The 16781-nt window shown below is 44.7% G+C and carries 9 protein-coding genes and 2 riboswitches; all 9 genes read right to left on the bottom strand.

The window, feature by feature from the left end; all coding sequences use genetic code 11:
* Positions 1-31 precede the first annotated feature (31 nt).
* On the bottom strand, positions 32-4087 hold the full coding sequence (locus LC508_RS20625) for an Ig-like domain-containing protein (protein WP_225305241.1): 4056 nt from the start codon (positions 4085-4087) through the stop codon (positions 32-34).
* Positions 4088-4102: 15 nt separating this feature from the next.
* Complete coding sequence (locus tag LC508_RS20620) at positions 4103-9355, bottom strand: hypothetical protein (RefSeq protein WP_118593836.1); 5253 nt, start codon at positions 9353-9355, stop codon at positions 4103-4105.
* Positions 9356-9448: 93 nt separating this feature from the next.
* A complete protein-coding gene (locus LC508_RS20615; protein ID WP_054352945.1) occupies positions 9449-9973 on the bottom strand; it encodes a hypothetical protein in 525 nt (174 codons plus the stop codon).
* 151 nt (positions 9974-10124) lie between these two features.
* Positions 10125-10309, bottom strand: a riboswitch (cobalamin riboswitch).
* An 85-nt stretch (positions 10310-10394) separates the two neighbouring features.
* A riboswitch (cobalamin riboswitch) is annotated at positions 10395-10525 on the bottom strand.
* A gap of 272 nt (positions 10526-10797) precedes the next feature.
* Complete coding sequence (locus LC508_RS20610; RefSeq protein WP_103733063.1) at positions 10798-11610, bottom strand: leucine-rich repeat domain-containing protein; 813 nt, start codon at positions 11608-11610, stop codon at positions 10798-10800.
* A gap of 71 nt (positions 11611-11681) precedes the next feature.
* On the bottom strand, positions 11682-12521 hold the full coding sequence (locus LC508_RS20605; RefSeq protein ID WP_158587240.1) for an AraC family transcriptional regulator: 840 nt from the start codon (positions 12519-12521) through the stop codon (positions 11682-11684).
* A gap of 92 nt (positions 12522-12613) precedes the next feature.
* Positions 12614-13906, bottom strand: coding sequence for a UDP-N-acetylglucosamine 1-carboxyvinyltransferase (locus LC508_RS20600; RefSeq protein WP_103733061.1), 1293 nt, complete (start codon positions 13904-13906; stop codon positions 12614-12616).
* 252 nt (positions 13907-14158) lie between these two features.
* Positions 14159-14665 (bottom strand): shikimate kinase, encoded by a 507-nt coding sequence (locus LC508_RS20595; RefSeq protein WP_054352940.1) that lies wholly within the window; start codon positions 14663-14665, stop codon positions 14159-14161.
* Complete coding sequence (locus LC508_RS20590; RefSeq protein ID WP_054352939.1) at positions 14662-15246, bottom strand: flavin reductase family protein; 585 nt, start codon at positions 15244-15246, stop codon at positions 14662-14664. The genes LC508_RS20595 and LC508_RS20590 overlap by 4 nt, the downstream gene beginning before the upstream one ends.
* A 24-nt stretch (positions 15247-15270) precedes the next feature.
* A complete protein-coding gene (locus tag LC508_RS20585; RefSeq protein ID WP_103732945.1) occupies positions 15271-16779 on the bottom strand; it encodes a glycoside hydrolase family 31 protein in 1509 nt (502 codons plus the stop codon).
* Positions 16780-16781 lie beyond the last annotated feature (2 nt).

Here is a 16781-nt window from a genome sequence, read left to right as displayed (position 1 = left end):
GTGCCCTAATGCACTTTCCCTCTTTTCAATGCTAATTTTTCTTTTTAAAATAAACACAGACACCAATGACTGCTGCTCCGCAGGCTATACAGAGAATATACGGCAGTGTATTTTTATTGAAAATCCTGGCCAGTCCCTGTTTGCTCTCACCTCCGCTGCTGTCCGCTGCTGTTTCTTCTGTATCTTCAGACGCATCCATTCCGGCTTTTTCTCTGACTTCCGGCTCGTATGTGTCCCCATTGAAACTCCAGAGTGTATCCTTCTCTTTTTTCTTGGAATCGTTTTCTTCAGTCTTTTTCTTAGCTGTAGTGCCGGCCGCTGTCTTCTTATTGCTGCTTCCTGATGCTGTCTTACTGCTGCCTGAAGATGACGATTGAGAAGTTCCCGTCTGCTTCGATTGCACTGATTCTGAAGTTTCTTCCTCCGGCAGACCGGTTCCGCTTCCATCACCGGAGCCTCCCGGCTGCACAATCAAATCCGACATATCGTAAAGGCTTGTCTTCTTATCCAGAAAACGCTGATATGCTACCAGAGAATAGAACCCCTGCCCTGTTGCAAGACCGTCCACCGTTCCCGGCTCGGCACCACCGTTGTTTTCCGCTCCGGCCTTTACGTGCATAAACCCGCTGTCTTTAATATGATAAGATATCATATTTCCCACAATCCATTTACCATTTTTAATGAACCTTGCATCTGTCTGAGGATCTATCCCTAATGCGCTCAGCGCTGTAAGAATCTGTGCTCCCGACTCTGAGGTTTCCACATTCATGGTACCAAATCCACCACTTGACAACTGCATGGAACTGAGATTATCCAGAGCTTTATCAACTGCCTTTGTCACCTTATCATATCCGTCTTTCTTATAATAGGGTGCCAAAGCCTGAAGTGCCATTCCTGTCATATCCGAATCTGCTGTTGATCCGGTCAGTGTCCAGCCGCCGTCCTTTACCTGTGCATCCACAATATAATCTATCAGTTTTTGTTCTGTTGTCTGATTGGATACTCCTGACTTTTCAGGGATTGTATAATCCGGATGACAGTTAAGGGCGATCAAAGCCCAAATAGGGCCGTTGCGGCCTTGTGCCTTGACATTGTTAAAATCCGACAGATATTCAAGAAGATTATAACCTGCCACATTCCGCGCATCTTTGCCTATTGCAGTTACTGTTAATATAGTTTTACTGTACTCAGAATACTTTTTAGTGTCAGTCAGCACTCCCTTCTTCTCTGCTAAATAATTTGCCAGATGATTGTAATATGTAGAAAAATAACTGTCATTTAAATCCATCCCTCCCCGTGCAAGAGCGATCACATACCATTCGCTTCCAACAGTGGGGTTTTTATCTGTGGCAAGAACATATGCCTTTGTCTCTGCCAGTACATCTGACACGGAACGGGACAGAGAGTCCGCTTTTGTTATGACTTTTACTTTTACAGATGCTTTAATAGATGATTTGCCCTCAACCGAAGCTGTCACAGTGGCTGTACCTTCTTTTTTAGCTGTAATTACACCACTGCTGTCCACAGATACAACGGAAGAATCTGAACTTTTCCACACATAATTCACCTTACTGGTTGCATCTGCCGGTACTTTTTCTGGAGTCAGCGTTTTACTATTGCCTTTTGTAATCTGGATCTGACTCTCCATACTCAGCCCGGTAAGAGGAACAGGGACATTCACTATCAAATACATTCCGTCTGTCTTTGCCTTGGTGGAAATCGTATCTGCTTTAGAATTTATCTCCGCCTTCATTTTTTTCAGTTTGCCATCTTTATAGGAAAAAAGGACAGGATTCTCCATAGAAGACAGTTTGCTCACTGAAAAAGTCATGGTTACATTTTTTTCCTGCTCATAACTATTACCATCTCTGATGTCAGTATAAGACAAATTCCATGCTGACTTACAATCCTCTGCGTTCTTATATTTTTTACGGATTGCTTTTTCAGCCTCCCGGGTATCCCCGGTTTTTTCTGCATTTGTTTTAATATACCAGTAACTATCTGCAGTCACACCGTTCTGGCTATGGATATTGCTTCCAATCCAATTCTTAACATCCTGAATCTTTTTGGCTGTACTCTCACTTACGGCCAGCAAATCCTTCCACTGATCAAAAGCTTCTGCTGCTTTGAGAAAATTTGCTGTCTCTGCCGCCTCAAGATTTACTTTAGCAGTAGTGTCCATGACCTCCGCTGCCTCAGTGATCAACTGGGGCAATGCAGAAAGTGCCTGTGACAGCCGTTCCTCGGCACCGGTAAAAAGCTGTGCCCTCTGCGCGTCATCCAAATTATTATACTCTTCTGCGGCCTGACCAATCAGCTCAGCTTCCTCCAGGGTTAACGTTTCAGGAAGAGATGCCAGGATACTGTTTACTGTATTCACGTGCTCTTTTAATTCTTCCATACGTTTTACTGCGCTGTCCAGCTTGTTCTTAAGTGAAGTATCGATCAAAACCTTTTCTTCTGCCCTCAAACCTTCATATGCGGTCCGGGCTTCCTCCACTGTCTTGCTGCTGTCAATGGTCAGTGCCGATAAAGAAGGAATCTGCCCTATCAGCTCTTCTGCTGCTGCTACATTTGCATACTTCTTCTGCAGAGCCTCCATCATGGATACACACCTGTCCAGCTTCTGTTCCAGCTCTGCCCGGTCTTCAAGATACGTTTTAGCCTCCTCAGACAACGACTGATATGCTCCCGATGCTTCTGCCACCTGAGCGGAATCCTGAATCGTCAGTTCTCCGGCTTTCGGAAGTGCTCTGATCAGCCCCGCTGCTGCTTCTGCCATCTCCATAGCATTACCCACTGTGACCTGACAAGACGCAGATATCTGACTTCCTGCTTTTACAACCGTAATAACTGCATTTCCCGCTGAGACTGCAGTCACAAGCCCTTCCTGGGAAACTACAGCCACATTTTCGTCGCTGCTGCTCCACTCCAATTGGAGTTCTTCTGTCGCATTAGATGGTGTGCCGGTCACCTGGAACTGGTATGTCTGTTCTGCCTGAAAGAATAATGCCGTCTTATCCAATCCAATGGCTGTATATGGCCTGTATGTAACCGTAACCCTGCATGAAGCACTCACGCCGTTCTGAGCGGTTGCTGTAATATCCGCCTCTCCAGGTGCATGAGGTATAATATTTCCATTATTGTCAACACTGACTATGGACTCGTCAGAAGAACTCCATGCAATTTTTTTAAATAAAGTCTCCTGAGGATATATATCCGCACTGAGGTGCACTGCACTGTCATTATCATACAAACTAAGGGTACTGCTTGACAAAACCACGGTCTCCGGCCAAACTGTTTGTGTCTGAGGCAGATTTTCCAGTGCTTTATCCACTTCACTCTGTGAGGCATTCAGCTTCTGCATTACTGTCAGCGCTGTATCATATGCCGCTCTGTCTGATTCTTCCGGAAGCCAGGACTCTGTATCCTGATTAATATAAGCAATCTTAGTCAGTAATTGTGATTTATCAGCCTTTTTGTAAATGGAATCATAGGCATTAGTCCCTTCCACATCAAGCCCCGTCCCATATAAACTAAACTGCACCCGGACAACATCTCCGCCCTGCAGTTTATAACCGTTCATACTATATCCCGGAAACTCTTCATTGACCGAATACATCCATCCGGACGTTGTGGTTCCTGCGCTTTCTTTTGAATATGAATACTCTGTGAGGTTTGGTTTGTACTCATTTATCAGGCTGTCATCCAGCTTATATCCATCTTTTTTTGCTTTGTTTTTGATGATTTGAGGTATGCTGAGAGGAAGTCCATCCCCATCCGCATCAGTAATTCCCTCCAGGTACCACCCATAGGAACTATCCCGCTTAACAATACAAGGGTATCCCTGTTCTTCCATATACCGTTCCAGAAGCGTAGCCACCGTATCTCCGTTCTGCAGCGGCACCACATCAGGCACTGTCACCCATCCCTTCCCCAGAGCAAAACGCTCTACGGATAAAATCACGGAGCTGGACGCATCCTTGGCCATAACCGGCGCCGGATTTCCCAGCGCCAGTCCCAGCCCAAGAAAGCATGCCATCAGGAAAGCCCATATTCTTTTTAATGTCATTTTCCCTCTGTTCATATGCTTCCTCTTTTCTTATCTGTTATTCTCTCTCTTTTTTTTCAGGCATGCAAACAGGATAAAGCTTCCGGCAAGTACAAGAAGATTCATAATGTCCATTTGAGATGCCAGTGTATCTCCTGTTTTAGGTACACCTGTACTTCCTCCTGTAGTAGTGGACTTATTACCGCTTCCAGAAGATTTATTGTTGGAAGAGCCGGATGTTGATTTATTTCCGGAACCAGAATTATTTCCGCTTCCGTTTGTGTTGTTATTATTGTTATTATTGTTATTATTGTTGTTACCCTTCTCTTCATCATCTGTTCCGGATGTTGTCTTGACCTCTCCGACTGCAAACGCGGACAGACTTTTCACAGTAAATGTAAGATCACTGCCATCTGCTTTACAGTCCAGATACTCGACGGTTCCATCGTCCAGAAGATGAACGAGAACTATGGTTTTACCCGTAAGATCGTTTCCTGTATGTACAACAAAGGTTAATCCTCCGCTTACCATGAAATCTGTTTTCGTTCCATCGGCAAGTACTCTGTACGCTTTGATTTCAAATACTTTCATAACAGAAGCTTTCTTATCTGTATCCAGCTTTCCACTGAGTGTTGTATAGGAATTATCTGACTGTGCCACTGATTCTATCTCGATGACTACATCCCATGGAATGTTTCCCTTGTATGTAACCAGATTGTTCTCTGAAGAATCCTTGGTCTTAGTCTTGGATATTTTCTCCTTCAAAGTTTCCATGTTCTCAACAGCATCAGCCGGTATCAATGCCTGTTCAGCCGGTGTCAGGGCATCGTATGCCTCCTGCGCACTTTTCAACACTGTAATAATTTCTTCAGATGTCAGCTCATAAGCATCTTCATCCACAGCATCCTTCATCATTTCAAGTACTTTTTCTGCATTCTCCTGTGATTTCTCGAAGTTCTTTACCAATGACTCCACAGTGTTCCACGTGCCTGTATCATTCACATACTCCTGCGCCTGCTCATTTAATGCCTCATAAGCAGTTTTGATCGCTTCCAGTGCCGCTTTCACATCCGACAGATTATCTGCAGTCACCTCAGACGGCAGTTTCTCAATCATAGCATCTACTGCTGCTGCCTGCGTAAGATCCTCATTCACCTGTCCTATCTGCTCTTTTAGAGCAGCCATCTTGTCAACGAGCTTTGTTCCGTCTTCCCAGACAATGCTGTCAAGATATGTACGTGCATCCTCATTGGCCTCATATTTTGTAAGCAGATCGCCAGCCTCTCCCAGATTGAATTTTGTTACAGGAAGTTCAAACGCTGCGATTCTTGCAACAATAGGTGCAAGGACTTCATTCACGTATCCTTCGTACTGCTCCGCAATCGTATTTAATGTCATTAACTTTTCATATGCATCGGGATTCTCATTCGCAAATATCTTCTGCTGTGCATCATCCATCTGTTGATATGTGCTGACTGCATCAGCAATTGCCCGCAGGATTTCTTCTGTCATCTGGATATCAGATCCATCCGGCTTTGTTCCTTCCAATTCATCCGGTGACGGGAGGTTCTCAACTTTATTCAACAAATTTTCTTTGGCAAGTGTCTCAAGTTTCTTCTCCGCCGCAACCAGCAGATCATAATTACTCACCTGCGAACGAAGAGCATCTGAGGACAAATTATCATAGAGACTGCGCACATTTCTGATAAACTCCTGATCCTCCAGTGTGACATCATCAAGATTTTCCAGTTTTGCAATATTATCAATCACATCTTTTACAGCTGCCGCATCCTTTTTCGCCTGATCAAGTGCAGAATAAACCGTTTCCAGTTTCTCCGACAATTCAGCATTTACCATTGCTTTCTGTTCAGATGTCAGCAGATTATAGTTACTGTATGCCTCCAGAATAGCAGCCTCATCCTCTGCCGTCACCTCATCCGGAGAAGGCAGTTCTGCGATCAGCGCTTCCACACTCTTAACTGCTTTTAGATCTTTTATTGTCTTTTCAGCCTGTATAAGAGCGGATGCATTACTAACTTTTGATTTCAAATCATCTGTAAGAGCGTCATATGATGTGCGGATGCTTTCCACTGTATCTGCATCATCCAAAGTGATCTCAGACGGCAGAGCCGCAATAGCTGACAGTACATCATATACTTTTCTGCTGTCCAGCAATACCTGGTACTTGTCCGCAAATGACTGATCGTCTTTATAGGACACATCTAAGTTTTCATATACAGCTTCCGCATCCTGAATAGCCTGTCCGCTTTCTAAGGTTACTTCTCCCACGACATCCACTAATTCGGAGAAATTCAGATAGGCTTCTGCTTTTTTCAAAACGCTCTTATTTGTAACATATCCCTGAAGCTTTTCCTTTAATTCTGTATCATCACCGCCAAGGGCTTCATAGGCACTTCCGGCAGTCTGAACTGATTCTTTTGTTACAGAAGCTAAATCTTCCAATTTACTGATAGACTCAATTACAGCGTCAATCTGCACGGACTCTTCATAACTGCAGACTCTTACCTGAGGTTGTCCTACCAATGTATAATCCACATCTGCAACGGCTGCGTATAACGCATAATATTCGTCCCCAAGCCCCTGAATGCTTTCCGCATCTGCACGTGCCGAATTTGCTGTATTCAGAGCATCCTCCAGAGCTTTTCTCTTGGTTTCATCAGTAATAGAGGAACCGTCTTCGCCATAACACTCCATGGCCGTATCAATCAGATTATCATATTTGTCAAGAGTCAGGGCATAACGACTCCATACGTTATCTCCATGTACAGTATCTCCCAAACCTATAATCGCATCTTTTGACCACATAGATTGTGTTTGGCTGATATCATACCAAAACGACCCATCCTCCAACTGATATCTCTGAAGCGCCTTTAATGGTGTAATTGTATCGCTTACTGCAAAGACTTTTTCAATATCGATTCCTGCTGCTGCCATTCCTTCAAGTACACAGCCGTGAGATATCGTATTTGCATACTTGTACCAGAAATTATAAAACATTCCTGCTTCGTCTCCCTCAGTGATTAACGTCGACCGAAATCCTTCCACAAGGGATGCTAATTTAGTTTTGGAAACCTGGTCAGCAATAGCCCCCAGTGCCCACGCACGCATGTCCAGATCAAACGTATCAGAAGCAGCTAACCCCGTCACATCATCTATCAACCCATCAGGTATATTGGCACCTGCTGCTTTTAAAGCCATCAACGCCCATATCGTATTAGCATATGGTCCCGTCCAATTTTTTTCCAAATGTTCAACCAGGTTATTTCCTTTATCGTCTGTATAATTATATGGGTTTTCTCCTGTCATAATTAATTGAATGATTGTCCTTGCATAGTCGGTGGGCTGACTATATGTATTTTCATTTACATCATTCACAGCCGCCCCGTCCAAATTATTATTCTCATCTGTTGATGTAGCACATGCCATAAATATTGGCCATGAACCTCCCAGATTCTTTTTCTCTTCTTCTGGACGTGCGTACCATCCGGAAAGAATATCATTCGCCAGATCTTTTGTCTCCTGAGAAATAGAGTAATATGGAAGTGTACCATCTTGTTTCTGATGAAGGAAAATATATACCTTAGAATTCAATCCATCTTCAGCCGTCACCTCAATTCTGGTGACATCGCCTGCATTGACCGTGTAAGTATTATCTTCGACTTCTGTTCCGTCTATTGTATAAGTTGCATCAGCAGAAATCTGAATATCATCAAACGTTATCTCTCCATCATCAGAATCCAGTTCCAGAATAAAACTATTCTCCCCGCTGTTCAAACTTTGCTCTAAATCTTTTACCGTACCTCCTTTTATGGTTAAAGCTTCTAAGGAACACCCACTTGATTTACGGACCACCTTTATTTTGTATATATCTTTGCTCACTCCATCCGGCGCAGTAATTTCAACATCTATAATCTTGTTTCCACTCTCATCTATCTCTATACCCGAATCATCTAAATTAACTCCTATATAATTGCCGCATTCCCCTTTTCCGTCATCAAAATAACCACCTTCGCTATTTTCGTTTCCAAGGACATTTACCTTCGCTCCGCCGGCAGAGGGAAGAACACTGAGCAAAAGTTTATTGTTCTTTGATGTTTTAGGAACACTGATGATATAATTCCCGGACTCCTTGTCTAACGCTGTCTCATATTGTATTGGGAACACATAGTTTTCAGGAAAAGATACTGCCTTAATCTCAGATATTTTCGTGTCACTGCTTTCTTCAATATCAGCCTCTTCACCATCCCAGTAAAAGATATAAGGTATATTCAAAACATATCTCGGCAGCATATTATCGGATTCGTTTAATCCTGGTACGCTAATATTCGTATCTAATATCTTCATCACAGGAGGCATTTCACTAAAATCAATATCCATCTTTATAGGTGGTACACCCAAAATAAAAGATAAATTAACTACGTTCAAACCCTTATGAGGCTTGATGACCGGAGTGTTGTATTTTCCTTTATATATATTACTGATTACATCAAACCGTTGTGGAGAGCTGCCGTTTACTGACATATAATTATTTCCTATATTCATCCAATAAAAGCAGGATTTCGTTATGGCACTTAGGTTAATTGTTTCCATTTTATTTTGCTGCCTGTTTACTACCATGGAAAAATTATCTATATCACCAGACAGCTCAGCATAATGATATAGACCGTCTTCAAAATTTGTTTTCTCTGTTTCCCCTGATAAAATTTCATCTGTCTCATTGTTTTTAATGCCTAAATATTCAACCAGAAACGGATAACCCGAGTCTGCTCCAAAGGACGTTTCCGTATTGAAAACAGCTATAAGATCTGTCTCTTTCCCATTTGCAGCTTCTACTTTAATATCAAAATACAATGCGCCAAATATAGATGTATTGGAATACATTTGCATATCACTCATAATATTGGAATAGGTTATAATAAAATGTGTCTTTCCATCTTTTACTGTATTCTCTATTTTTTTATCTGAATCAGCGAACAGGGTTCCCTCTTCATTATATATATCCAAGGAACCAAAGACCTCTGTAACTTTGCTTTCGGAATCTGGTAAAACGCCTTCTATTATAATTTGATCATTATAAAAAATTCTATAAAAATCCTTGTTTCCGACAAAGATATTTCCGTTTTCTTCCAATGGCTGTAATGAAAATTCATGGTCGCTATTTTTTATATTTATCTGTATCTGAGAATTATCTGCTGTATTCTCTGCTGCCCATACATCTGTCTTGTTTAGTACTGCGATCATTACAAGAACTGCCATACTCAAAATCTTTAGCAACTTCTTCATATTTCTTCCTCCATATTATATTCATATTAATTCACTAAGAAACAGGGCAGTATGTCTCCATACCGCCCTGTCCTCCTGGAATATTAATATTCTTTATTTAGAAGTAGTTTTAGGATAATAGTAGCTAGCATAGCTAAGTACAACTGATGAACGATCCTGGCTAATTGTATTCTGGCTCATATAATTGTTTTCATTTAATGGTGTATTTCCATCAAATCCCGAATACGTCCAGCCCACACCATAATATGCAGCATCTGACTCGTACGCTTTTCCCTGATAAAACAGATTTGTTTCTGCGGTTCCACCTATATACAGTCCATCTATTGCGTTGTATTTAATATCTGGATTCTGCCAATCCGGTACCACCTTCCAGAATCCCTTTGTAATATCAAGGTTCATCTTAGGAAGCGCTTCTTTTACTATTAACTCCACATTGGTACCAGGCGCCACTTTAACTGTAGCACTCCCGTTCAATGCAGGATGTGTCCCATCCGCCACAGCATTTAACGTCACCGTTACGGAAATATCATTATCGGCTGCAAACACACTGATGCTCATCGACAGCATCATAACCATTGCCAATACAATACCTAAAAACCGTTTCATACCTTTTTTCATTTTGTTTCCTCCTTATGATATTTTTTATTTTGCCTTCCGGCAGTATCTATCACAACAAGACTGGGCCCTCGTCTTGTCATAATCTATTAAATTATTCAAAAAATGGTACAAAAAATACACGTCCGTCATGCCTTCGGACACTGCAAATAATTGGTTTGCCACAACTGTGTTTGTGTTCTGACTTGGGTTCGTCCTACTAAAAGCGCCTTCCCGGGAATGATGCCCAGTGGCTTTGCTGCTTTGTTCGTCCCCCTTACAGCAGGGATGTTCTGCCCGGATTCTCACCGGATTCCTTTAAACAGGGCTATTGCCCTGACCACAGAAGATATATTTAATTTTTCTGTTCAAACTATAAAACGCCTTCCCGTACATACAGGAAGGCGTTATGGATTCATAATAAATATACCCAGACTGCTCCCTTGTACATGACAGGAAAACAGCGGGCACTGACTTTGTTTACAGTAGATTTACATCTGTTCCGGATTCTCACCGGATTTCCCATTATTATTCTGACATTATGCATCAGAATAAACTGCAATCTTTTTTCTATATTCTCGATATGGCTACATTCTAACTCATTTGGTAATATTTGTCAATATACTGTGCAATAATTTTCTTACTTTGTACATATGTCATAACAGGTCACACGCCATTGCCCCGGGAGGTGTTTTCTCCAAGGGGATGCTGCGCGATGCGAAGCAAAATCCCGAGTTAGCCAGCGCCAAAATGCAATTTATTGCATTTTGTACCCTAAAGGGCAGAACTGTGCATCGCGAAACGTGTTACTGGGCACGCAGTGAACAGTAACCATATGTCACTATTTTTCAGATGCCGTCGGCATATTCCACCTGAATGCCGTATTGTGCCGCATAGGTCTCCATCTTACTTCCCCGGCGGCAGCGGATGACACAGTTCTTATTGGTCAGCCATTCCCCCACATCCTGTGGGTCATGGAGGATTTCCAGCACCTTCAGGTTATTGCAGCCATGAAAAGCCCATTTTCCTATCTTCTGCACCGACGGCGGAATGAAAACATACTCCAGCTTCTTACATTTTAGAAATGCACTCTCACCGATCATTTCCAGATGTTCCGGAAAATGCAGGGATTTGAGGCCACACTGATAAAATGCCTGGTTTTCTATCCTGTGCAGTTTTTCGGGAAATTTTATATCCTCCAGGGACTCGCACTTATAGAACGCCTGATTCCCAATTGTCCACATCACCTCGGGCAGTGTAACATTGGAAAGGGCACGGCAGTTGGCAAATGTCATGTCCGGCAGTATCCTGCAGTTTCCCATGGGGTCAAACAGGGCTTTCTCCATCCTCTTGCATCCGTCAAATACGCCTTTTCCCAATTCCCTCACTGTCTTTGGCAGCAGTATCTCCCTCAGATTGCTGCAGTTGCCGAAGGCACCCTTCTTGATCACATATACTCTGGGCAGCGCTGCATGCCTGAGAGCTGTGCAGTTAAAAAACGCCTCTGTACCCACGACACGGACAGCGGGCAGTTTTATGTTCTTTACCTTGATATTATTCTTAAGAAAACACACGCCCAGCATTTGGTAACAGGCAGGTATCTGCATATCCTCCTCCGCTGCGCGAATAACATTTTTTCGTTCCAGTACACAATATTCCATCTTTCTTCACTCCCGCCTTGCATATGTGCCATTATAACATAGAGAGGGAATATTTTTGTTGTCCAAACTGGTTATATTAAAGGAAGATAAACAGAAACTTTATTTCCGTAATACCGTTCAAATGTAAAACCCATTCTGTCTGCAATGACATCATTGGCAGGCACCCACTCCCTGAATATGTATTTGCAGAGATATCTCACGGTCTCTGCCAGCTCTTTTTTGTCTGAATCCTGTTTTGTCTCGAACACAGCATAGCGCCTCCCCGGTATGGTTACAGTTACAAGACCCTCGGGCACACAGGAGAAATTTTTGACGACAGGCCCCATAAGATATGTGATCTCCTGGCTGTCCAGGGGATGATACCACATGGCTATGTAATCATCCTTGAAACACTGCATTCCGGAAAGCTCCGCGTTATCTATTTCCGGAAACTCATGGTCCAGCCAGTAAGCCACCTCCTCCAGAAGGTCAATATCTGCTCCTTCCTCCGGAATGATTGACCGTCCGGCCATCTTCAGCTCCTGTGTCTCCAGAAATGAAATGCGTATCTGATTCCCGTCGTATTCCGGTTCAGGCAGCACATCCAGCCTGATATCATCCTGCCGCTTTAATTCACTGGCAGGAAAACCAAATTCCTTCTTAAAGGCTTTGGCAAATCCAGCTGCTGTCTCAAAACCATACATTGACGCGGCATTCCCAATCTGTTCTCCGTCCCCAATCCTGGCTGCTGCTTTGAGAAGCCGCCTCCTGCGTATATACTCTCCCAGAGGCATATCGTAATACATGCGGAAAAGGTGGCGAAAATGATCTGTGGAATAGCCGAAAGCCTCTGCAATATCATCCTGCCCGTACTCCATATCCAAATGTGTCTCTATATAGGCCAGTATCTTATCGTCCATGATCTTTTTCATATGTACCTTCCCCCATGCTTTTTCGACATATTTCGACAAACAAAATAGGATGCCGCACGCCCTGCGCAGCATCCCTGTTTTTTTATTTCCTGTCAGCCTACACGAAGCTGAAATTTCTGTATATCCTTCTCACTGGAAACCTTCTCAATCTCTGCTCCCAGGCATCTTAATTTCTCTTCAAAACGCTCATATCCCCGCTGGATATAAACAATATCGTCCACAATGGTAAGTCCCTCTGCCGCAAGTCCTGCAATGACAAGAGCCGCTCCCGCGCGCAGATCGGGCGCACTTACCCTGGCACCGGTCAGTTTGTGTACCCCGTCAATAATGGCTGTATTGCCCTCCACCTTGATGCTGGCTCCCATACGGGAAAGCTCGTCCGCGTATTTGAAACGGTTCTCGAAAATGGACTCCGTCACAATGCTTGTCCCCTCCGCCAGTGTCAGTGCCACAGTAAACTGGGGCTGCATGTCTGTGGGATAGCCCGGATAGGGCATGGTTTTTACATGGGTGCGTTTCAGGCGTTTGGAGGCTACTACGCGTACCGCGTCATCGAATTCCTCCACCTCACATCCGATCTCCTCTAATTTGGCTGTGGTCGCCTCAAGATGCTTCGGAATCACGTTCTTCACCATAATATCCCCCATGGTAGCTGCTGCAGCGCACATGAAAGTACCCGCCTCAATCTGATCCGGGATGATGGAATAACTGGTTCCGTGAAGCTTCTCCACGCCTTTGATACGGATAACATCCGTACCGGCGCCCTTGATGTTGGCTCCCATACTGTTCAGGAAGTTGGCCACATCCACCACGTGAGGCTCTCTGGCCGCATTCTCGATGGTGGTATTGCCCTCTGCCATGGCGGCTGCCATCATGATATTGATGGTCGCTCCTACGGACACCATGTCCAGGAAAATATGCTTTCCTGTCAGCTTCTCCGCTTTGGCGACTACTGCGCCGTGGAGAATATCAACGGACGCACCAAGAGCCCGGAAACCTTTCAGATGCTGGTCAATGGGCCTGCTTCCGATGTTGCAGCCTCCGGGAAGAGGAACTTCCGCTGTCTTGTATTTTCCAAGCAGCGCGCCCAAAAGATAGTAGGACGCTCTGATCTTCTTGATATATTCGTATTCCACGCTGATGTTGGCTATGGTGGAACCTGTGATCTTCACCTCTGTGGGACTGATTCTCTCAACAGATGCGCCGATTTCCCTGATTGCCTCTAATAAAACATTGATGTCACGTACGTCCGGTAAGTTCTCGATGTAAACCATTTCATCCGTCATAATTGCCGCCGCAAGGATGGCCAGTGCCGCATTCTTCGCGCCGCCGATCTCCACTTCGCCGACTAACGGGTTACCGCCTTTGATAACATATTGTTCCATATTCACACCTCTATATTTTATTTATGCTCCCCGCCGGTATACTCGGTACCAGAAAACATAATCTCGTCTTCAAATTTACTTTTCTTAATTCATCTGATCGGATAAAAGACAGACTTTCCGGCAGGTTCATGATTTGTCTTCCTGCTAAGATAGTCTACGACTTAAATATTATATTATAACAGATAAAGCAATTTGTAAACAAAAATTAATATTTTCATTTTTTCTTCATAAACCGACATTCTCTATTCTCTGTCACTGTTTCAGTCTTTCTACAATTTTCTGTAAAGTTTCCTCCACATCCAGATTTTTCTCATCAACTGTGATATCCGCATATTTTTCGTACAGCGGTATGCGCTCATCGTAGAGTCCTCTCAGGTCCTGACCTTCCTTCAGGACAACGCCGCGTCCCTTCAAATTACTGAGGCGTTTGTCCAGGGTGTCGTAATCCAGTTTCAGATAGACGATCTGTCCTGTCTCTGATAATTTCTCCATAGCCCGGCTGCAGTACACCACGCTCCCCCCTGTGGCGATAACAGCCTTTTTGGCCTCATTGGCAACCTGTATATTGGCATTTTCCTCTGCTCTTAGGAATCCTTCCAGCCCGTCCTGGGCAATGATCTCACTTAACAGCCGGTTCTCTCTCTCCTGGATCACCAGGTCTGCGTCTATGAACCGGTATCCCAGTACCTTTGCCAGAATGACTCCAACCGTACTTTTGCCCACACCGGGCATTCCGATCAATACTATGTTTCTTTTCATTTTCTGCTTTTCTTCTTTCTGCGTTTCTTAATACTGTATCCGAAGGTTCCCAGCTTTTTCCCGAGGCTGTAATACTCTCCGTGGGAATAGACAATGGGATTGGCAAGGGCCAGGTCAAATTTCCCCTTCTCATCCATGTATTCTTTATCCACATGTACGGCCAGCACATCCGCAAGGAACATACTGTGGCTCCCGTACTCCGTGATCTCCTTCACACGGCACTCTATGGAGACCGGTGATTCTTTTATCATCGGGGCACCCACATGGGAAGCCTCCTCTTTGGTGAGATGGGCCATTTTAAACTTGTCCACATCTCTGCCGGATTTTACCCCGCAGTAATCTGTGGCATATGCCAGCTTTTCCGTGGTCAGATTTATAACAAACTCCCTGGTGCTGCAGAGCATTTTATAGGAGTAGCGCTCCGGCCTTACGGAGATGGATACCATGGGCGGATTGGTGCAGACCGTCCCGGCCCATGCCACGGTAATGATATTGTCATGCCCTTCTTCATCCGCCACTGTCACCATCACGGCCGGCAGCGGGTAAAGCATGTTTCCGGGCTTCCATTCTATTTTAGACATTTTGTTTCCTTTCTTCAAAGGTTTTTATTCGCATTTTTCGAGCACAATCGGCTCACCGTCCTCCGGAGCAAGTTCCATGAGGGTTCCTTCGCTCTCGATCACAGTGCCGCGGAAACGCCATTTCCCTTTTGGCACTGCCACATTTCTGGACGTTCTGCCTTTTTCGCAGATGGGTGCCACCAGGATATCTTCTCCCAGCATGAACTGGTCATTGACTCTCTCGTATCCGCCCTCAGGAAATTCATATGCCATATACCGGGCAATGGGTTCCCCTGTCCGCGCGGCATGGTGGGCAAGCTCCAGGATCCTGGCCGCATAGCGTTCCCTCAGTTTCACACTCTTTAATATCCTGTCATAGCTTTCCCTGCCAAGCACTCTCCAGGGTGCTGCGGAGAACTGCATAACAGGCAGGAGACAGGCGATCTCACTGTGCCGGTTGAACAGCTCCTGGTCCAGATTACCGCTGTTTTCCTGGAAATTCACGTATTCACCGCCGCCGATCATATCCGGACTGCCAAAGGGATGTCCTGTGATCCCCTGCATAAGAGTGTCGGGCAGCAGCGCCCGGATGCCCTCCTCTCCCCAGTTGTGGGGCTTGTCACAGAGTCTCTGCATCAGGGACATTCCCCCTGCCTTAAAGGCCATGCGCAGCTCGTTGAACGGGAATTTCTCTGCGTAGGCGCACCAGAGGCGTGCCATCTCATTGGGTGTAACACCGCCGGCAGTGACCATGTCGTCAGGATAATACAGCACGTCCGCCCCATCGAACTTAAAACCATCCACGCCCATGGCTCTCAGTGCCTGAAGCTGCTCGTCCAGCCAGTTTACAGCCGCGGGGTTCGACAGATCCAGGGCAGCGGACCAGCCGTTCCACCACTCTGTGATGAGAGGCTTTCCGTCAGGATTTTTGATGAGAATATCCATGGCCTTGGCCTGACGGTACTGCAGGGTGTCCGGGGTAATGTAGGGACAGATCCAGAGCATGACAAAAAAGCCTTTGCTGTGAAGTGTCTTCAGCATTTCCTCCGCATGAGGGAATTTTTCCCGGCTGAAAACCCATTTTCCATAGTAATCAGACCAGCCGTCATCGATCATGAGCACACCTGCAGGCATGTCGTTTTCCAGAATGTGATCCGCATAACGGAGAATGTCTTCTTCATTCTGCCAGAATGTAAGCTCTATCCATGAATTGTAGACCGGATTTTTGAAAAACTCATCACTCAGGGTGTTTTCCCTGAAAGGAAAATGTTCTCTGCAGGCGGCCAGATATGCGCCTTTTAGGTTTACATAACCTTCCCTCAATTCCACATTCCGGTCAATTGTAATGTTTCCGCCGCCGAAATGCAGCAGAAAGCCCTCTTCACACCAGATGTAGCGGCCCTTTGTGGATACAAAGAAGGGAACCGCCTGATTTGTACTGTCATTTCTCCGCAGATCGATCTCTGCTTCACTGGAGGCATCATAGGGCTGCGCACAGGAGCCGTATACATATCCGCCGTACCAGTATTCATTTTCTAAAATTGGAAATACCATAT

The sequence above is a fragment of the Blautia parvula genome, from assembly GCF_020215665.1.
In the GTDB taxonomy this organism is placed as follows: Bacteria; Bacillota; Clostridia; order Lachnospirales; family Lachnospiraceae; genus Blautia; species Blautia celeris.
Note: the sequence above shows the minus strand (reverse complement) of the source record. Positions and strands in the feature narration are given on the sequence as shown.